This is a genomic window from Cyclobacterium sp., from assembly GCF_014762705.1.
GTDB lineage: Bacteria > Bacteroidota > Bacteroidia > Cytophagales > Cyclobacteriaceae > Cyclobacterium.
This window is the reverse complement of record NZ_JABURL010000102.1, coordinates 1-18,486: the sequence shown is the minus strand read 5'-3', so window position 1 is coordinate 18,486 and position 18,486 is coordinate 1. Positions and strand designations below refer to the sequence as shown.

General features: G+C 43.2%; 20 protein-coding genes. 7 read left to right on the top strand and 13 right to left on the bottom strand.

Going from position 1 to position 18,486, the window contains the following annotated elements:
• Positions 1-419: 419 nt before the first annotated feature.
• The 11 genes from HUJ21_RS20010 to HUJ21_RS19960 all read right to left on the bottom strand — a co-directional run bounded on the left by HUJ21_RS20010 (position 420) and on the right by HUJ21_RS19960 (position 9,729).
• A complete protein-coding gene (locus HUJ21_RS20010; protein WP_291372312.1) occupies positions 420-803 on the bottom strand; it encodes a hypothetical protein in 384 nt (127 codons plus the stop codon).
• An 89-nt stretch (positions 804-892) separates the two neighbouring features.
• A complete protein-coding gene (locus HUJ21_RS20005; protein ID WP_291372310.1) occupies positions 893-1,468 on the bottom strand; it encodes an OmpH family outer membrane protein in 576 nt (191 codons plus the stop codon).
• Positions 1,469-1,483: 15 nt separating this feature from the next.
• Positions 1,484-2,014: an OmpH family outer membrane protein gene (locus tag HUJ21_RS20000; RefSeq protein WP_291372309.1), complete on the bottom strand. Its 531-nt coding sequence runs from the start codon at positions 2,012-2,014 to the stop codon at positions 1,484-1,486.
• A 2-nt stretch (positions 2,015-2,016) separates the two neighbouring features.
• Complete coding sequence (locus HUJ21_RS19995) at positions 2,017-4,728, bottom strand: POTRA domain-containing protein (protein WP_291372308.1); 2,712 nt, start codon at positions 4,726-4,728, stop codon at positions 2,017-2,019.
• Positions 4,729-4,813: 85 nt separating this feature from the next.
• Positions 4,814-5,557 (bottom strand): isoprenyl transferase, encoded by a 744-nt coding sequence (locus HUJ21_RS19990; protein ID WP_291372306.1) that lies wholly within the window; start codon positions 5,555-5,557, stop codon positions 4,814-4,816.
• Between the two features lie 71 nt (positions 5,558-5,628).
• On the bottom strand, positions 5,629-6,393 hold the full coding sequence (locus HUJ21_RS19985) for a DUF6089 family protein (protein WP_291372305.1): 765 nt from the start codon (positions 6,391-6,393) through the stop codon (positions 5,629-5,631).
• 74 nt (positions 6,394-6,467) lie between these two features.
• Entirely contained in the window at positions 6,468-7,343 is an 876-nt protein-coding gene (locus tag HUJ21_RS19980; RefSeq protein WP_291372303.1) for an NAD kinase, read from the bottom strand.
• Between the two features lie 6 nt (positions 7,344-7,349).
• The gene (locus HUJ21_RS19975; protein WP_291372302.1) at positions 7,350-8,015 is read right to left on the bottom strand and encodes a CBS domain-containing protein; all 666 of its coding nucleotides are present in this window, start codon (positions 8,013-8,015) and stop codon (positions 7,350-7,352) included.
• A 128-nt stretch (positions 8,016-8,143) separates the two neighbouring features.
• Complete coding sequence (locus tag HUJ21_RS19970; RefSeq protein ID WP_291372301.1) at positions 8,144-8,737, bottom strand: aminodeoxychorismate/anthranilate synthase component II; 594 nt, start codon at positions 8,735-8,737, stop codon at positions 8,144-8,146.
• The gene (locus HUJ21_RS19965; RefSeq protein ID WP_291372300.1) at positions 8,721-9,266 is read right to left on the bottom strand and encodes a CvpA family protein; all 546 of its coding nucleotides are present in this window, start codon (positions 9,264-9,266) and stop codon (positions 8,721-8,723) included. The genes HUJ21_RS19970 and HUJ21_RS19965 overlap by 17 nt, the downstream gene beginning before the upstream one ends.
• A gap of 13 nt (positions 9,267-9,279) precedes the next feature.
• The gene (locus tag HUJ21_RS19960; protein ID WP_291372299.1) at positions 9,280-9,729 is read right to left on the bottom strand and encodes a GatB/YqeY domain-containing protein; all 450 of its coding nucleotides are present in this window, start codon (positions 9,727-9,729) and stop codon (positions 9,280-9,282) included.
• Between the two features lie 136 nt (positions 9,730-9,865).
• On the opposite strand from HUJ21_RS19960, the gene HUJ21_RS19955 reads away from it, so the two are divergent.
• From HUJ21_RS19955 to HUJ21_RS19945, 3 genes are all read left to right on the top strand, one after another.
• On the top strand, positions 9,866-10,588 hold the full coding sequence (locus tag HUJ21_RS19955; protein WP_291372298.1) for a pyridoxine 5'-phosphate synthase: 723 nt from the start codon (positions 9,866-9,868) through the stop codon (positions 10,586-10,588).
• A gap of 6 nt (positions 10,589-10,594) precedes the next feature.
• Positions 10,595-11,356, top strand: a complete 762-nt coding sequence (locus HUJ21_RS19950; RefSeq protein WP_291372296.1) for an alpha/beta fold hydrolase — start codon at positions 10,595-10,597, stop codon at positions 11,354-11,356.
• Positions 11,357-11,634: 278 nt separating this feature from the next.
• On the top strand, positions 11,635-11,934 hold the full coding sequence (locus HUJ21_RS19945) for a hypothetical protein (RefSeq protein ID WP_291372295.1): 300 nt from the start codon (positions 11,635-11,637) through the stop codon (positions 11,932-11,934).
• A gap of 274 nt (positions 11,935-12,208) precedes the next feature.
• Here HUJ21_RS19945 and HUJ21_RS19940 read toward each other — a convergent pair whose 3' ends face one another.
• Positions 12,209-12,430 (bottom strand): DUF2905 family protein, encoded by a 222-nt coding sequence (locus tag HUJ21_RS19940; protein WP_291372294.1) that lies wholly within the window; start codon positions 12,428-12,430, stop codon positions 12,209-12,211.
• Between the two features lie 23 nt (positions 12,431-12,453).
• Between HUJ21_RS19940 and HUJ21_RS19935 the strand changes: the two genes are divergently transcribed.
• Positions 12,454-13,167, top strand: coding sequence for an SAM-dependent methyltransferase (locus HUJ21_RS19935; RefSeq protein ID WP_291372293.1), 714 nt, complete (start codon positions 12,454-12,456; stop codon positions 13,165-13,167).
• Positions 13,168-14,048: 881 nt separating this feature from the next.
• Here the strand turns inward: HUJ21_RS19935 and HUJ21_RS19930 are convergent.
• On the bottom strand, positions 14,049-14,750 hold the full coding sequence (locus HUJ21_RS19930) for a hypothetical protein (RefSeq protein WP_291372292.1): 702 nt from the start codon (positions 14,748-14,750) through the stop codon (positions 14,049-14,051).
• A gap of 748 nt (positions 14,751-15,498) precedes the next feature.
• Between HUJ21_RS19930 and HUJ21_RS19925 the strand changes: the two genes are divergently transcribed.
• The 3 genes from HUJ21_RS19925 to HUJ21_RS19915 all read left to right on the top strand — a co-directional run bounded on the left by HUJ21_RS19925 (position 15,499) and on the right by HUJ21_RS19915 (position 18,364).
• Positions 15,499-16,353, top strand: a complete 855-nt coding sequence (locus HUJ21_RS19925; RefSeq protein WP_291372290.1) for a DUF488 domain-containing protein — start codon at positions 15,499-15,501, stop codon at positions 16,351-16,353.
• A gap of 2 nt (positions 16,354-16,355) precedes the next feature.
• Positions 16,356-17,156: a hypothetical protein gene (locus HUJ21_RS19920; RefSeq protein WP_291372288.1), complete on the top strand. Its 801-nt coding sequence runs from the start codon at positions 16,356-16,358 to the stop codon at positions 17,154-17,156.
• Positions 17,157-17,416: 260 nt separating this feature from the next.
• Complete coding sequence (locus HUJ21_RS19915; RefSeq protein WP_291372286.1) at positions 17,417-18,364, top strand: type II CAAX endopeptidase family protein; 948 nt, start codon at positions 17,417-17,419, stop codon at positions 18,362-18,364.
• The last annotated feature ends 122 nt before the right edge of the window (positions 18,365-18,486 follow it).

Sequence of the window (18,486 nt, the reverse complement as noted above, 5' to 3'; positions counted from 1 at the left end):
AATCACCTGTAACTCCAAACTTTTCCAAAGTTTAGAACTTTGGAAAAGTTAAGCCTGGATTTCCAAATCGATCGCAACCAAAATCCCTCCGCCACGGCGGAGGACTAGGGGGATTTTTTCGGTAACCTCCTAAAATATCAATTCGTTAATTGTTACTTGTCTTGAGATCTTTAACGATACCAGGCTTTACTGTCACAGCGAAAAATAACTTTTTAAAAAACGCAGCTATCGGGATGAGGATATGGGTTTTTATTATGCTGATTTTCACGTATTTAAAAAACTCGTCATCGATAGGCTTTGAATGTGGAAGCGGATGCGGTGGAAGCCATATAAAACGGGACTTTATCACCCTAGCTCCATAAAAGGTTTCACAGTGACGAAATAGCCGGTTTTAAAGACGTTATTAAACTGAAATCACGTTACAAAATAATTTCCCCTTTCAGTTGGTTATTGCTTTTGTCTGCATCTTTCGTATGGATAATCAACTTGTATTTGAGTTTCTTACCGGGTTGATTGGCCGTAATTTTTTCTCCTGAGGTATAAATCAATGATTTTCCTGCCTCCAGGGCAGAGGTATTGATCTCAAAACTCTGCATCTTTCCATTGACTTTAAAAAAAACCCGGTAGCTACCGGCAGGAGCAGTCTCTTCACCAGCATTTTTGACCGTAAACTTGAACTCCCTAAACCCTTCTTTTTCCACATCCAGATACACCTCATCCGCAATCAGGTCAAAGGATGGTTCTTCCTGGCCGTAAGCAGCAAACAGGGGTAAAATCAAAAAAATTAACGTGCGTAAAAACATACCCTTAGCAATTATTTGGTTGGCATAAAGATAAAAAAAGCCCGGAAGCTATAACAACCGGGCTTGATTTTTTTAGGAAAATAAATGATTTATTGTCCGGGAGGTGTAGCACTTGGCATGGAAGGGTCTGGTTGTCCACCAGTAGGTGCTTCGAGTCCCAACTTACTCAATACCAAATCTGTAAAAGGATCATTGTCCTTGGTATAAAGCAGCACGGGTGCCTGTCCTGCAGATTCTGAGAAAACATGGGTGTAGTTGTTTTCAGCTGCTACCGAATTGATGGCATTGTATACCTTGGTTTGCACGGGTTCAAGCAATTCCTGTAATTTCCGCTGATAGGAAGACTGTGCATCTTGTTGGAATTTTTGAATTTCCTGCTCCATGTTCTGCAGTTCTTGCTGCTTGGTTGCACGTGCTTCCTCGGTCATTGTTTGCGCTGCTTGCTGATAGGTTTGTACCTGCTGCTGAAAACTCTGAGTTTTGGTCTGGATTTGCTGACCCAACTGGTTGCTATAATCTTGGATATCAGCATCTATTTGCTCCATCTCCGGCATTAGGCTCATGATGTATTCTACATTGGTGTAACCGATCTTGATATCCTGTGCCTGGGCGACAAATCCAAAGCACAAGATGGCTATCGCTGATAAGATGATTCTTGCTTTCATAATTGTTAAACTTTGTTAATTTTGATTGTTTTCTTCTAAACCTAATTCTTCTATGATAAAATCCGAGTAATCATGTCTTGGATCTGTATAAATTATAGACGTGGGACTTGATGCCTTGTCGAATAAAATAGCCAACCCATTTCTTTTAGAAACCCGATCAATCGCATCGTATATGGTCGATTGCAGGGGTTGAAGCAATTCGGATTGTTTTTGATAAAGCTGACCATTTTCTCCAAATATCCTGTTATTGAAGGCCCTGGCCTCTTTTTGCTTCTCTCTGATCAGTTCCAGTCTTTCCTGGTACATTTCATCAGTGAGCAATACCTGTTCTCCCTGAAGGTCACTATACATCTGCTGAATCTCTTCTTCCAAATTTTGTGCCTCTTTTCTCCATTCCAGACTAAGCGCTTCCATTTCATCCTGTATCTTCTTGTAATCCGGATGTTTGTTCAGTATATACTCGGTATCTACATAGCCCATCTTCTGTCCCATAAGGGCCATTGGGAAAAGGGAAAGCAAAAGTAACAATTTCAGTGACTTTTCCATAATTATCTGAACTGTTGCCCGATGGTAAAGTGGAACATGCCTCCACTCGGTCCCGGATTCGGGTTTTGCAGGGTTGGGATCTCATCAAACCCATAACCCCAATCTATACCCAATAGACCAAAAGCGGGCATGAATATTCTGGCACCAAAGCCTGCTGATTTTTTCAGGTCATACGGATTGTAGTCTGCATAGTTGCCCCAGTTATTACCGGCCTCAGCAAAGCCCAGCAGGAAGATGGTGGCGGAAGGGTTTGGAGAGACCAAAAACCGCAACTCCATCACGTGCTTGTTGTACACCACACCGCCGTAGGGTATGGGTGCATTGGCCTGCCCTCTGAATTCCCTGCCCGGTGTAATGGACTGGTTTTCGTAACCCCTCAGACCAATGATTTCCTGGCCCAGGGCAAAGTTGTTCATGTTCATGCCATCCCCTCCCAGCACAAAGCGCTCCAGAGGAATGATGCCGATACGATCTCCATAAGAACCGACGAATCCAAGGTGTGTTCGGGCACTCAAGACCAGTTTGTTTGATCCGAATACAGGTGTGTACAATGAGGCATCAAACATCCACTTGTGGTATTCCAGCCATTGGTATTTTTCCTCATCCGGAGATTCCTGGTTAATTCCGGGATTCATGGAGGTGTATGGAGGTGTCATTGAGGCACTCAGCGTGATGTTGGAGCCAAACCTGGGATAAATGGGATTATCTATGTTGTTTCTGGCAATGGTGGTGTTCAGCGCAACACTTCTGGCAGTACCTGTATTGTAGCTCAGACCGAAGAAATTTCCATATTCGTCAAAATCGTACACCTGAAACTGCAGGCTATTACTGACCTGAAAGTAATCGTCTGGCCATGTCACCCTTTTGGCCAAACCTATGGTAGCCCCGGTAATTTTGAAAGAGCCCAATTCCTGACCGAAATTATTGCGGTTGAAGAAATCAATTTGCCGCTGTACGGAATGGTTGAAGCTAAAGCTCAGGGCATTCGGCTTTTTGCCTCCAAACCAGGGTTCGGTAAATGACATGCTGTAATTCTGGAAGCTACGGCCATTGGCCTGCACCCTTAGGGATACTTTTTGCCCATCACCGACAGGAAGGGGTCTCCACTTGGAGAAATCCTTGATATTCTTGATAGAGAAGTTATTGAAAGTCAATCCTACGGTTCCTACAAAACCAAACAAACCACCCCATCCTCCGGAAAGTTCAATCTGGTCATTGGGCCTTTCTTCCAGCTTAAAGGTGATGTCCACGGTGGCATCCTCAAAGTTTGGCCGCATGTCGGGTTCTATGTTTTCAGGGTTGAAGTAGCCGATTTGGGAAAGCTCACGGATAGTTCTTACCAGGGCACTTCTGTCAAATTTCTGGCCCGGAAGAATCCTGATTTCGCGCATGACCACATGGTCACTGGTCCGCTCATTTCCTTCTATGGAAACAGAATTTACGGTCACCTGCGGTCCTTCGAAGATCCGCAACTCAACGTCAATGGAATCAGCCTTTACGTTTACTTCGACATCGTCAATGGTGAAAAACAAGTATCCGTTATCCTGGTAAAGCGAACTGACATCATCCCCTCGTTGAGGATCGTAGTTCAGTCTTTTATCCATCTTTTCCTTGTTGTAGATGTCGCCTTTATAGATGCCCAGCTTTGCCTGTAATTCGGCGTCAGAGTGGATGTAATTTCCAGAAAAGGTAATGTTTCGATAGTAATATTGCTGCCCTTCCTCAATGTCTATGTCAATATTGATACGACTGTCATCGAATCGATAGATGCTATCCGAGAGGATCTCCGCATCCCGGTATCCCCGGCTGTTATAAAAATCAATGACTGAGTTTTTATCGTCCCGGTAGTCGCTACGGACAAACTTGGAACCATTAAAGAAATTAAGTTTAAAATTTTTGTTGATGTATTCCCTGACCTGGTCATCTGTCACAGGATTCCTTTTGGTGATGACATCTCCCAGGTTTTTGCCACTGAGGTTGAGGAAACGGGATATCAGGTCCTTAAAAATATATACCCTGGCGTGTTCATTCGTCCCCTTCATTTTTTTCTTGATCCGCGGAGCTGTGATATTTTCATTTCCGGATATACGGATTTCATTGATACGGACCTTGCTTTTTTTCTCCACATCGAAACGTAACTTCACACTATTGGGCAGGGTGGTATCCCTTTCCTGGATGACTTTTACTTCTGCATTGAGAAAGCCCTTATCTACAAAATACTCCCGGATATTTCTTTGGGCATTGTTCAGCACATCATCTCTCACGACCCTTCCACGGATATTGACTTTATCCTTCAGTTCGCCTACCTGGGTTTTGTTGATCCCTGAAAATTCCACCCGGCTAAAGCGGGGCCGTTCTGTCAGGTCCAGCAGCAAGTAGATGTCATCGCCTTCTATTTTGGTCACCAGGATTTTCACATCTCCTATGATCCCCTGCGCCCAAAGTTTTTTCAAAGCCCCGGAAATGGCATCACCCGGAACCGTAATTTCATCGTCCAACCGCAGTCCTGCCAGGGAAATAATGGCCGTTTCATCCAAAGTGCTCAACCCAACCGCCTCAATACCGGCAATCCGGTACGTTTTGGGATTGGAATAATCCAGATCTATAATATCTACCGGCTCCTGTCGGGTATACCGGCTTTGCCCCAATCTGATCTGGGCCTCTGCCACTCCGGTTAACAGCAGCAAATAGATAATCAATAAATGTTTTTTCATTTCGAACGATAATTTTTAATCCATTGTCCTCAGGACTTTTGGATTGAACCAACCCGGATAACCCGGATTTTAATGGTGCCTGACCTTAAAATGAAGGCTTTATTTGAGCACCTGTTTTCCCGAATCTTCTCTCCCTTTTTTGGAAAGCCAATATGGCTTCATGAAGGTGTTTTTTCCGAAAATCCGGCCACAATACTTCTGTAAAATACAACTCTGTATAGGCCAACTGCCACAACATAAAATTACTGATCCTGATTTCACCGCTGGTGCGGATCAGCAATTCCGGATCCGGAATTCCTGCGGTGTTCAAACAGGAAGCAATCATTTCCTGGTTGACATCGGCTTCAGCAATTTCACCACTGACTACTTTATTGACAATTTTCCTGACTGCCTGACTGATTTCCCATCGCCCACTGTAGCTTAATGCAAGCACTACTGTCATGCCGGTATTGGCTTTGGTCTCTTCCTTGCCCATTCTCAGGTGTTCTCTACAAGCCGGGGGAAGGCTATCCGTATCTCCTATAGTGGACAGGCGGATATTGTTTTTCATCATGGTGGGCACTTCATCGGTGATGGCCTGTACCAGAATTTCCATAAGCGCATCCACTTCTTCCTTTGGTCTGGACCAGTTTTCGGTAGAAAAGGCATACAGGGTGATGTATTTTACTCCCAGCTCCGCTGATCCTTCTATGGCATCCCTCACTGCAGCAATCGCATTGCGGTGCCCAAAGATCCGCATGGCACCTTTTTTCTGGGCCCAGCGTCCGTTGCCATCCATGATCACTGCAATATGTTTGGGAATTTTTCCCTTATCAATCGCTTCCTTCATTCAAATGTATTCTACTGATTGGAATTGAATTACAAAAATGACACTTCTTTTTCAAAAATTCTATCCTGAGGTCAATTATTGTACGGATAGCATTTAACCTGGTGGAAGGAATAGCTGAGCGTAACACCTAAAAAATAGTACCAATCCCTGTCGGAATGGTTGCCAAAGTTGATGGCTGCGGGGTCCAGTACCTGATCTCCTGTACCAGGATCGGTCCTGAACCGGGGGAAATAACTGGCATCGGAACTGATCTTGTCCAGATGATCGGAGAAGGTAGCCTTAGCTCCACCCTCTACGGATAAAAACAACCGGTCTTTCAATTTGTATTTGATACCCAATCCAAAGGGGATGAGGGCTGTGCCAACAGAGTAACTTCCTGGTTGAGGATCAGCCGAGTAGGATTGACCATTGCCGAAGAACATCCCATAACCCAAACCAAAAAACCCAAAAGGTGAAAACCTGGTATTGGATTGATGGCTCAGGTAATCCAGAAAGTGAAATTCCATGGTAGCTCCCAATTCAATCATCGTACCGTTGAAATGTGCACCTCTGGCCAGGGCTACCGGGTCTATCGGCCGGATACTGTCTGCAGCATTGAGTCTTGCTACGGAAATGCCAGCCCTTAAGCTCCAGGCATTGTCAAAATTTCGTCTGCCAAATAACGTTCCCTGAATTCCCAGTTGGGTCGGATCTATGGTCCGGATGATATCTCCGGTATAGCTGCCTGCTCCCAATCCGAGGCCTACCTCATATTGCTGACCATTAGAAGTGCTGACTACACCTAAAATGGCCAGTATTACGGAAAGACATCTTGTATAAAACCTGGTTTTGTTCAAGTCGCTGCAATTTATAAACTACCCAACGAATAAAAAACCCATCGCAGTATATGCCGGGTTAAATATTGTTAAAACTAATTTCTCATGTCATATCCCCAGTTCAATTTCTGCCTCAGGGTGTCAAAGAAGCTGTAATTGTGGAACTTAACCAGTCTGGCCACAAATTTTTCCTTTTTCACTTTTAAGGTTACCCTGGCATCAATGGGGGTGGATCGGGAATCTAAAGATACCAGAAATTTTTCGCTTCTCCCCTCAATTTTAAAGGAGATTTCGCTATCGTCTGAAACCACAATAGGCCTGACATTCAGGTTATGCGGACTAACTGGTGTGATCACGAAATTTTTGGCCAATGGGGATATCAAGGGGCCTCCACAGCTTAAGGAATAACCCGTGGAACCGGTAGGGGTAGAAACAATCAGACCATCGGCCCAATAACTGTTCAGGTAATCCCCATCAATATAGGTATGTACCGTAATCATAGAGGAGGTGTCCCGCTTGTGTATGGTAAATTCATTGAGGCCAAAATTCATCCCCCCAAAAAGAGGAATATTGGATTCCAGACAAACCAGGCTTCTGTCTTCCAGAGAATACCTGCCGCCCAGCAAGTCTGTTATGGCCAAATCGATTTCTTCTTTTGCAATGGTTGCCAGAAACCCCATCCTCCCGGTGTTGATGCCGAGTATGGGTGTCTGATGGGCGCCAATGAGGGAAATGGTATCCAATAGGGTCCCATCCCCTCCTATAGAAAGCACAAAATCCAATGAGGAAATAGGTTCATTAGCGTTTAGCAAAGGAGGCAAAGCATTTTTTTTTGCTCCTTTACCCATGCTTTGGTGGAGACTTTTGGTTATTACCACCCTGATCCCCTGCCTTTCTAAAGTTTGTATTAACTGCTGAATGTATGTTTGAAACTCCGGTAGGATATTTATGCCGTGAAGTAAAACGTTCATGTGGGTTTAGATATCTAAAAATCGCAATAAGTTGCCCAAACGGTCCTGCTCACTGGTGATTCCCCCTTCTTCTTCATAATGGTCGATGATTTTGTAACCAAAGCGCTCCAGGGTGGCTTTAATGTGCCGCAATTCCATCTGATCTATTTTAAGGGTGACCTTAATCTTACTGTCATCCAGGGGATCGGTGGAAATAAAACTGCTCAGTACTTTGGCATTTTCCGATTCCACTACCCTGGCAATATCATAAAGGCTGTAATCGGTCATAAACATGGACAAAACCAGCACGCCTCCGGGAGACTGAATGGAAATGGTATCTGTAAATGCCGTAATGGCATCTTCCTCGGAAACCACACCCAGGTATTTTTGGTCCTTATCCAGAACAGCCACCATACTCACCTGGTTTTCGGAGGCTATTCTCAGCACCTCATAAATGTGCTTCTCCATCTGAACCACGCAAGAGCTGGCAAGCAATTCTACCTCAGCTATGCTCAGGTCAGGATTATTGATCTCGTAGATGATTTCATCAGTGATAAAACCTTTGAAATTCCCTTTTTCCACCACAGGCAAAATATTAGTCCTGATCTCCTCCATCCAGGAAAGCGCCAGTCTCACCCTGTCCGTAAATTTCAGGGGTGGAATCAGATTATTGATAAAGTCATTTGCCCGCATATAGCTAAAGGTATTAAAAGGATTCGTAAAATAAAACGGCTTCTCGTCTTCCTTTGTTCAATTAGCATAAAATCGTCCTGATATTTGTGGAAAAGGCAGCAAATTTTTCCTAAATCTACCCTATTCCCCTATTCTGTAAGCAATTTGCTGCTATTTTCCTGCGCAAACAGCTCCACCCAGTTCCGGATAATTATTTCTCCGTATTGGGTGAGATGGGCCTCGGGATGGAATTGTAGTCCGATTACAGGTAGGCTTTTGTGACAAATGGCCATGACTTCACCCTGGTCTGTTTCCAAAACCACTTCCAGTTCAGGTGGAAGAGCAGTCAGTTCAAGGGAATGGTAACGGGTAACCTGAAACCTGTCCGGTACCTGCTGTAAAAAGGGTTGCGGTGATGTCTGATTAACCCAGGATACCTTGCCGTGCATGGGACGGATACTTCTTTGCAAACCGGCACCGAAAAGGGTACCAATGGCCTGATGCCCCAGGCAAACCCCCAATACCGGAACCTTATCAACATAGTATTCCAATATTTGCATCAGGTTGCCTGCCTCTTCGGGCCTACCTGGTCCGGGGGAAAGTACTAGCGCAGTAAATTCCAAATCAGACAAGGCAGGAAGCGGTACATCATTGCGAACCACCATGACTGCCTCCCCGGACCTTTTGAAATAATCTGCCAGGATATGGGAAAAAGAATCAAAATTGTCAATTAGAAGGATCACTACCTGCGTCGTTTACGAGTTCCTTAACGGTAGCTATGGCGGCGTCAATCACAGGGGTATAATCATCCAGAAGAGAAACCAAAGTAGGCGCTACCGGCACTACCAGTGGATACACTACTGCCCCCTCTTGCATTTCTTCCGGTACATCAAACTCAAATGAATGCGCTACCCAAATTAGTAAACTGATCATGATGGCCCATTTTGCAATGCCCAAAATACTTCCGGCAAAACTATCAAAGGTACCCAAAATGGTAAGGTTAAGGGCTTTTTTTACCAAATAGGCCAGAATCCGAATGGTGATGGTGACGGCTAAAAATATCAATATAAATGCCACAAATGGAAGCATAAAGGTCAGGCTTTCTACTCTATCTGCTAAAATTTCGGCTCCCCAATGCATAAAGCGAAACGCCAGAATAATGCCAATAAAGAAGGCCAGAATAGACAACAACCCTATAAACAGCCCCTGCTTGTAGCCGCTGAACGCCCCTACAGCGAGCATGCCCAATATGATGATGTCTATGGTACTCAAAACCGCCCTGTTTTTAGTTTAGCATTTCCTTTACTTTTTGGGAAATGACTTTTCCATCTGCCTTTCCTGCCAGTTTTTTGGTAGCTGCTCCCATGACCTTGCCCATATCCTTCGGCCCATCTGCCCCCGTTTCAGCGATAATGGCTTTCAATTCGGCCTCCAGTTCCGCTTCGCTCAACTGTTTGGGCAGGAATTCCTGAATGACCTGCAACTCGGAATTTTCCAGAGCGGCCAGGTCCTTGCGGTCCTGTTTCTCAAAAATCTCTATGGAGTCCTTGCGTTGCTTGGCGGCTTTGGTCAACAGCTGGATTTCCTCCGCCTCAGCCAAACCTTTCTCTCCGCTTCCCTTGGTTTCTTCCAGCATAATCAACGACTTAATGGCACGTAGCGCGCGCAATCTGTCCTTATCCTTAGCCAGCATGGCCTGTTTGATCTCTTTTTCTATGGTGATTTTTAAACTCATGGCTTTGAAATTTAGCTTTTTGGTACCTTTGCCTCTCTGATTTCAATTTAAAATTAAAAACGCCTTAACTTTAACGGTATTACCAATGTTGCAGCAATATATTTAATTTAGTGCAAAATTAGCTGATATTTGGAACATGACGAAATTAAGTGTTAACATAAATAAAATTGCGACCCTCAGGAATGCCCGTGGTGCCAATAACCCGGATGTGGTCAAAGTTGCCCTGGATGCCGAGCGCTTTGGAGCCCAGGGCATCACGGTTCACCCCAGACCGGATGAAAGGCACATTCGGTACGCTGATGTGATGGAACTGAAAGACAAGGTACAAACAGAGTTTAATATAGAAGGCTATCCCGATCAGCGGTATATGGAGATTATCCGGCTTGCGTGCCCGGCCCAGGCCACCCTGGTTCCTGATCCGCCTGAGGCCCTGACTTCCAATACCGGCTGGGACACCTTAAAGCACCAGGATATGCTCAGGGATATTATAGCAGAATTGCACGAATATGGGGTAAGAACATCCATTTTCATCAATCCCGAACCAAAATTCTTTGAAGCGGCGAAAGCCACCGGCACCGATCGGGTGGAGCTGTACACGGAACCCTATGCCAGCCTGTATCATCAGGATAAGGAAATGGCGGTGGCCCCTTATGTGGAAGTGGCTCATTTGGCCCGGGAGCTTAACCTTGGCATTAATGCCGGGCATGATCTGGACCTGCATAATTTGAAATTTCTGGCAGAAAAAATACCCTTTATGGATGAGGTATCCATCGGCCACGCCCTGGTTTGTGATGCCTTGTATTATGGCCTGGAAAACACCATCCAAATGTACCGGAGACAACTGGAAACTGAAAACTAAACACCAATGCAACTTAAGTTTAAAAAAAGCGGGCAAGGCAAGCCACTGATCATCCTTCACGGGCTGTTTGGCTCTGCGGATAATTGGATGGGAATTGCCAAAAGCCTGGAAGAAAACTATACCCTGTATCTCGTTGACCAGCGCAATCATGGTGATTCTCCGCATTCCGATGAATGGAACTACCAGGCAATGGCGGAGGATCTCAGGGAATTGCTGGATGCAGAAGGATTGGATCGCGTGTACCTGCTGGGCCATTCGATGGGAGGAAAAGCAGCCATGAAAATGGCCCTGATGTATCCGGAAAGGGTTGAAAAAATGGTCGTGGCAGATATCGCTCCCAGGCCTTACCCCGTTCATCACCAAACCATCCTGGAAGCCCTGAATGCAGTACATCCCGGAAAATTGGCTTCCAGAAAGGAAGCAGAAGATATATTGGCCAAATACATCAGCGAAAAGGGTATCCGGCAGTTTTTATTGAAAAACCTGACCAGAACGGAGGGGGCTTTTGCCTGGAAGATCAACCTGCCGGTGATCACGCAACAAATAGAAAATGTAGGTGAAGCCATCGATTCGGACAAGCCTTTTGAAAATCCCGTCTTGTTTATGGGAGGGGCCAATTCGGATTATATCAAAAGCAGTGACAAGGATGCTATAGAAAAACTTTTCCCTGACAACCGCATCATTCACATCAAAAATGCCGGGCACTGGTTGCATGCAGAGCAGCCAGATGCGGTAGTGGCTACTTTGAAAGCCTTTCTTGACGCTTAGGAAATCTCGCCATTGAAAAAAAGCAGTAAGCTTGGAAACGGGCCTCCGTATCCGTTCAGACTGCTGAAGGTGCGTAAGCTATTTTCTATAAGGTAAACTATTTAAAACCGCACCCTCGCTGTGACGACAGGACCCGTCATTGCGAGACCTAACATTTTTTAAAACGCAAAATTCGGGAAGATCAAGTGCTTTTTGTAATATATGGGAATCCTCCAGGCGAATATTTTTTAAATTCCTTTTCATTTGGTTACATTTAAAATATTCGCAAAAAAAGAACCATGAACGGGATTATTAAAAGCAGGGAACAGCTTAAAAAATGGAACATACGCAGCAGTACGCTAACCCTGGCCATCTACATCCTTTATGGGGTATTTTATCGCTTGGATCTGCCTTTATGGTATGAGTACTCCCTGATTGCCATTACCCTTTTTAACCTGGTGCTGGTAAGTATACTTCTTTACATCAGTTTGGTAAACAGGCAGCTGGTGGATCATTTAAAAACGGCTGTATTTTTAGGGATTTTTAGATTGGTAATCAACTTGGTATTGTTGATGCTGATTGTGAATAATAGCTTTTAACCTGAGTTCTCTCAGTGACGACCAAACCCGTCATCGGTAGCCCAAGTACTTCTGGTCCCTGAGCCTGCCGAAGGGAGCAATCTGAACCGGAGCGTAAAAACATGTCCATCGAAAAAAGACAGTAAAATCAGAAATGCGTCTGTTCCACCTTTTTTGCCAGATCCCAAAGCGGGAAAAAGTGCATATTTTTTTCTGGATGCGTGATTTTCAGGATCAGCAGAAGATCATTTTTTTTCTGAAGTATTCATTCGGGCAAATACTGTTTTTTGACCAATTATCCCCCGAATTTTCTCCACAAATAGAGCAATAAGGTCAACAACAAACTAAGCAGAATGCTGGTCCCAAGGGGAAAGTAGAAGGTGAAATTTTCTTTTTTGAATACCATATCTCCTGGAATGCCTTTAAAACCAGGAAATTTGGGCAGCCACCAGAGCAGCAATCCGGCTAGCAGTAACAGCAGTCCGACAAAAATAAGTACTTTTGCTAGCGAAGGCATTCCATTTTCCATAAACAAAAATAATGAAAGCTAAGGGAATATTATACCTGATACCAAATGTATTGGTGCTTGAAACCGGCCTTGATATGATGGCCCCTGTGGTCAAAAACGTAATTGCGGCCACCTCTTATTACCTGGTGGAGGATTTCCGGACTGTCAGAAGATACATCAGCAGCCTGAAACTGGGGCTGAATCTGGAAGAGATTCACATGGAAAAGCTGGACAAAAAAACGCCTGACCCTCAGGTAAGGAAACTCCTTGATCCTGTGTTGAAAGGACAGGATGCCGGGATTATTTCAGAAGCGGGTTGCCCGGGCATTGCCGATCCCGGGGCCAGGGCCGTGGCCTGGGCCCATCAGCTGGGCATCAGGGTGGTGCCCCTGCCCGGTCCCTCGTCTATGTTTCTGGCCCTGATGGGTTCCGGGTTCAATGGGCAGGCCTTTACCTTTCACGGGTACCTTCCCATTGACCGAAAAGCCAGGATACCCGTCATAAAGGAATTGGAAAAGACAGCCTTGCAGCAGGGAGTCACTCAGCTATTTATGGAAACTCCTTTCCGAAACAACCGCCTGCTGGAAGATTTGCTGGAGCAGCTGGATGCAAAGACCCTGCTTTGCATTGCCAGTGAACTTACCGGGGAGGGGGAGATGGTGCGTACCAGGAAGGTGGCGGACTGGCGCAAAGAAAAACCGGACCTACACAAGATTCCTGCGGTTTTTTTGATAGGGGGGAGTTAAATCAAAACAATAGGCAATGAACTCTGGCAGGAGCTACCATTTTTTCACATGCTGCGATCCGGGAAAAAAACAATGGCGGCCCGTAAATAAATATCGTTTTTTTGACGTGTAAGGATTGGCCATTGCAAATGGCCTTTTTGTTAGTATTTTCTGTTTACAATTTCGAAAATATAGGGACGAAGTTACAAACTTCGCCCAGCGCAGTAGATTGACCAACCTGCCTGGGTCCGATGAGTCCCGTAACGGGAAAGTAGGGTACCGAAAACAAAAAATCCGATTACAAGTTTCGTTTTAACATCCCTACAGTTTTAAAATTGCAGGGATAAAAATCATTTATTACCATTATTTATGGGAACTGATCAAACTATTTCCTTTACCTGGCTAAACCGTCTTTTAATGTCAGTGAATTAAAGGCTTTTGAACCAAATCCTGATACCGCTCAAAAATTTCACAACTGGTAAAGCTGCTCACAATTATCCTACCTTATTTTAAATCATACTCGAACAGCACATCCTCCTTAAAAAAAGAAATCCCATACAATTTTTTGAATTCCTTTTTTACCTTCCTCACCTGGCTGGCAGGAAAAAAGTGAGAGGATAAAAATTGAGGTAATGGTGTGGAGTTTTATCATGTAACAAGAATAAGCTGTAAGGGCTTTAAAATCAAATTTATGTGACGAAATCGACACGATTAAAATCATCATTAAACACACAGGGCAATGATGATTTTAATCGTCAAAGATTCCATGTGGCAACTTAAAGACAATTATAAACACATGAAATAGGCATTATTGGTGACTGAATCAGGGTCTTCCCCATAATTTCTTGCGATGAAGACCAAATCTTGACCGGAATTTTTACCGAAAAATAATGAGTTGGGGGTTATGGATGCCTGTTGACCAGACGAATGGTGTCGGAAAGCGGGCTCACGGCAGGAACCCATTTTTTGGAGCGAATTCCTTCATCGGCCTGGTTTTTAGGAAGTACTTCGCCTTCTTCCGTTATATAGACCGGCTCATTGGTATAGAACCATTTGATGCCTCTCTCAGTATGTTCAACGATCACCCCGCGTACCGCCTTGTCCATCCCCATTTCCTGTTGATCGATGGTAAACTTCGCTGCGGGCTCATCCCGCCCACTTTTCAAGGCATCGATGTCGTGGATGTAATGGTGCACCTGGTCTGTCAGGTATAGCCTTTTGTCCCTTTGGTCAACGGAAAAATAAAAAGCATCGCTTAGCAATTGGTTGGGTCCCTCTCCCTTTTTTCCAAACGGCCTGATAGACTTGTCTCTCAAATCAATTAGTTTGTAGGTATATTCCCGGTCCGGAAATTCATTGACCAGGATCAGGCCGTCAAAAAAAGTCATGTTGAACAGGTAGCTCAGTGGCTTTTCTCCTTCGGTTAATGCAACCGTTTCGCCAATCAACGCTACCAGCTCAGTTTTTGAAAAGTACCCCCTGAAGTTTGCACCAAGTGGAGGTTCTGAGCATGCAGTAAACAGGACGATGCCGACAATCAGGGAGGGCAACCCTGCCCGCGCCTTATGAGCGGCCCAATTCAGGAGTTGGCTTATGGTATTCACGCAGCGTATGATTTAGCGTAAGCGGCAGATAAGTAGCCTGATAGAATCTTCCTCAATATATAACTAAATCATTATAAATCAAACGAAATGGTTGGAAAGGGGCATTTTTAGCCGGAGGTTTTTGGTTCGTTTGCGGAAAACGAGTTGCTGCTATTGGGTGAAGTAGCTCACTTCAGCCTGCTGTCATCGCTGATGTAAAAAAAAAGCCGCTCAAAAGCCATTTGTAATTACTAAACGTGCACGTTTCAGGGAGGGGTATTAAACGATCGGTGCAAGGGATCCGGCATTATAATTGCCCCGCCGGCGTTATAAATAGGATAAAAGGGATATAGTTAAACCCCAGCCCAGGTCAATTCAGGGCTATGGAAAATAACTGCAACATCCCCGGCGTTTCCAATAAAAATTCAGTTTCCCGGCTTGATTCCTTATCCGAAATCCTTAATTTGTGAAATGTAAACCTGGAGGTGGACGTAGTCCGTATACATGCAACTCCTCTAATAAAACATGGCATTATAGTGGGGCTTCATGTAAAATCGCGAACGCACAAACAGGCACATTTGGTTTTGCTGATACACAAAGCCAACACTTAAAATCCAAAAGAGCCTGTTATTCGCCAAAACACTGACACAAAGAATTGGCTGAATTCTATCCAATTTGAGTGTTGAAGAATTAGTGTTCCAATTTGGGAAAAGCCTATGATTAGGGGTAAATTTGACAAATGTTCTACAGACGAAAAATAATACTAGGATTGATTGAACTGCTGGGTGGGGAAGTAGAAAAACTGCGTTTACAAAAACTGCTATTTCTTTACTCTGAGAAAAAGCCGCAAGCTGAATACGACTTTATACCTTACAAATATGGATGTTATTCATATTCGGCAAAAGCAGATGTTAATACTATGGTCAGAAAGGGCTATTTATCTGAGACGGAAAATAAGTACTCGAAAGAAGACAGATCAAACTACTGTCAGAAATTAAGACCAGCGGATGCAAGGCTATTGCAAGAAGTGGTTTCGGATTATGGACCAATGAGCAGTTATGCGCTGATCAAACACACCTATTTGAATTTTCCGTTTTATGCGATATACAGCACTATTGCTAATGATATATTGCCAGGACGCTTATATGATCCTGTTGAAAAAGCCATACCTAAAGTCAAAGAAACAACCTTGTTCACGATAGGCTATGAAGGCATTTCACTAGAAAAATACTTGCAAAAGCTAGTTAAAAACAATGTGAAGCTGTTGGTTGATGTCCGAAAAAATCCGCTCAGTATGAAATTTGGATTCAGTAAAACGCTGCTGAAAAAATATTGTAACAGCTTAAGCATTGAATATTTTCATATTCCTGAAGTAGGAATTAATTCAGATAAACGGCAGCAACTCGAATCACAAGCTGATTATGACAGGCTATTTGCCGAATACCGCAAGACTACGTTGTCAGAAACAAAAAATGCCCAGCAAGAAATTCTAAAGTTATTAGTGCAGTACAAGCGCATCGCGCTTACTTGTTTTGAAGCAAAGCCGTGTCAATGTCACCGTTCGCATTTAGCAGAATTCATTTCCAAATCTCCTGACTTCAAATATTCTTTAAGACATCTGTAAAAATGGCGGTAACTCGAGTTCTAATCACTGTAAAGACCTATCCAACCATTTCTTCAAAATATGATGAATTGGTTTGCACGGCAGGTTTTAAAGAAGACGGAACTTGGATAAGAATTTACCCAATACCCTTTCGACAACGGGCTTACACCGAGCAATACAAAAAATACGATTGGATTGAATTAGACTTGGTCAAAAACACAAGTGATTTTCGGCCTGAAAGCCATAGACCTGCTACTTTAGAAACAGAGATTAACCTTGTTGGGCATGTAGATACGGCTCAAAATTGGGAAGAGCGAAAGGGCTTATGTCTAGATAAGATTTACTACAACTTATCTGAACTCATCGCAGAAGCTAAAGACAAAAAAATTGGGACTTCTTTAGCAGTATTTAAACCTTCTCAGATTTTGGACTTCTATGCTGAGCCCGTAGATCGTGATTGGAGCTCCAAGCAAAAAGCTATTCTTGCTCAACAGAATCTCTTTGAAACGAGATTTGAAGTAGTTAGGAAGTTACCGTATAAGTTCAAGTTCCGCTTTCTAGACAACGAAGGGAAAGAGAGCAACATGATGATCGAAGATTGGGAAACGGGACAGCTTTTTTGGCGTCAACTTGCCAAATACGAAGGAAATGAGCAGAAAGCGATAGACGATGTGCGTAAGAAATATTTCGATGACTTTGCCATGACCAAAGACCTGTATTTCTTTTTAGGGACAACACAGAAAAACCATTACGTTTCGCACAATCCATTTATGATAATTGGGACTTTTCATCCAAAAATTGAGTCTCAAATGAAAATGTTCTAATGCCAATGTTAAATAGCCACACATATTGTCAAGCAGTTCAAAGCAATCCCACAATCCAAAGCTTGTCAAAGAGTGTGTCTATCCCAACGCTCGGACGAAAAAGAAAAAAAACACGAAAGCCCAACAATTGCTATAAAATATGCCCTTCGGGACACGTTTCATCGCGGGACCGCAATGCGCAATTGAATGAATATTCCAAGTATTTACCGGAAACCTTAGCTAATGATTAACTTACAATATTTGAAAAAAATACTGGTTTTATGGAGAACCAATTTAATTATTTTTACAATCCTATTAGACTAAAGATTCTCCAATTAACGGGAGTAGTTTTGCGGCTACTGGGTTTTATTTTTGTGGGAGCCTTTTTAAGTCAGTTGCTTTTGTCCGTATTTACTGGAACAAACCTTACTGATTCTGAAAGAATGATATTTGAAATGGAAGGCGAAACAGGTACAAGGTTTTTCTTATTACAAATGCAAGCACTCAATGCAATATTTGTATATTTTGTCTTGCCAATACTTTACGTATTTTTTTTCCAGAAGAATTTAAAGCCGATATTTGTGATTAGGAAAAAACGATTAGGAAGCTTTATTTTAATATCACTTTTCATTTTTTTAACTGCATTGCCATTCATATCTCAATTAATTGAATTTAATCAACAAATTCAACTACCTGAAAAATTATCTGCCCTACAAGAAGTTATTTTGAGAATGGAAGAACGTGCTCAAAAAGTTACGGACTTAATAGTGCTTTATGATTTCTGGTATGAGATAATTCCTATTTTATTTGTAATAGCTGTTTTAGCAGGTGTTGGAGAAGAATTACTGTTTCGGGGAGTCATACAGAACGAAATTTATGGAATTTTTAAAAATCCCCATGTTGCCATTTGGATATCAGCAGTTTTATTTAGTTTTATTCATTTTCAGTTTCAAGGATTTCTTCCAAGAGTGGTTTTGGGAGGGCTGTTAGGTTATTTGTATTACTGGTCAGGTAGCTTGCTAGTACCAATATTTATACATTTCGTAAACAATGTGCTCACCTTCGCTTTAATAAATTATGTGGTACGTCAGGATGAAACCATTTTAAACACAAGTACTTCACTAGGAATTACTGTAATATCAATTATAATATGCATAGTTCTAATTATTGCTTGCTACCGACTTTCTTTAAAGGTAAAAATGATGAGTTATGAGAAAATAGATTATTAAAAAAATAAACACTATGATCTTTTTCTATAGATAAACATGATGAAGAATACTAAACTACAAAAAGGCGCAATCGTGTAGACGGCCCCGCCAGATTCCTCTGACGGGGAGCGCCTCACACACCA

What these genes read in the sequence shown, in the direction of transcription:
- HUJ21_RS19975 (WP_291372302.1), bottom strand. Translation starts at nt 8,015, where the DNA reads ATGCGGGCAAATGACTTTATCAATAATCTGATTCCACCCCTGAAATTT.
- HUJ21_RS20000 (WP_291372309.1), bottom strand. Translation starts at nt 2,014, where the DNA reads ATGGAAAAGTCACTGAAATTGTTACTTTTGCTTTCCCTTTTCCCAATG.
- HUJ21_RS19915 (WP_291372286.1), top strand. Translation starts at nt 17,417, where the DNA reads ATGGAGAACCAATTTAATTATTTTTACAATCCTATTAGACTAAAGATT.
- HUJ21_RS19920 (WP_291372288.1), top strand. Translation starts at nt 16,356, where the DNA reads ATGGCGGTAACTCGAGTTCTAATCACTGTAAAGACCTATCCAACCATT.
- HUJ21_RS19980 (WP_291372303.1), bottom strand. Translation starts at nt 7,343, where the DNA reads ATGAACGTTTTACTTCACGGCATAAATATCCTACCGGAGTTTCAAACA.
- HUJ21_RS19940 (WP_291372294.1), bottom strand. Translation starts at nt 12,430, where the DNA reads ATGCCTTCGCTAGCAAAAGTACTTATTTTTGTCGGACTGCTGTTACTG.
- HUJ21_RS19950 (WP_291372296.1), top strand. Translation starts at nt 10,595, where the DNA reads ATGCAACTTAAGTTTAAAAAAAGCGGGCAAGGCAAGCCACTGATCATC.
- HUJ21_RS19935 (WP_291372293.1), top strand. Translation starts at nt 12,454, where the DNA reads ATGAAAGCTAAGGGAATATTATACCTGATACCAAATGTATTGGTGCTT.
- HUJ21_RS20010 (WP_291372312.1), bottom strand. Translation starts at nt 803, where the DNA reads ATGTTTTTACGCACGTTAATTTTTTTGATTTTACCCCTGTTTGCTGCT.
- HUJ21_RS19945 (WP_291372295.1), top strand. Translation starts at nt 11,635, where the DNA reads ATGAACGGGATTATTAAAAGCAGGGAACAGCTTAAAAAATGGAACATA.
- HUJ21_RS19955 (WP_291372298.1), top strand. Translation starts at nt 9,866, where the DNA reads ATGACGAAATTAAGTGTTAACATAAATAAAATTGCGACCCTCAGGAAT.
- HUJ21_RS19960 (WP_291372299.1), bottom strand. Translation starts at nt 9,729, where the DNA reads ATGAGTTTAAAAATCACCATAGAAAAAGAGATCAAACAGGCCATGCTG.
- HUJ21_RS19990 (WP_291372306.1), bottom strand. Translation starts at nt 5,557, where the DNA reads ATGAAGGAAGCGATTGATAAGGGAAAAATTCCCAAACATATTGCAGTG.
- HUJ21_RS19995 (WP_291372308.1), bottom strand. Translation starts at nt 4,728, where the DNA reads ATGAAAAAACATTTATTGATTATCTATTTGCTGCTGTTAACCGGAGTG.
- HUJ21_RS20005 (WP_291372310.1), bottom strand. Translation starts at nt 1,468, where the DNA reads ATGAAAGCAAGAATCATCTTATCAGCGATAGCCATCTTGTGCTTTGGA.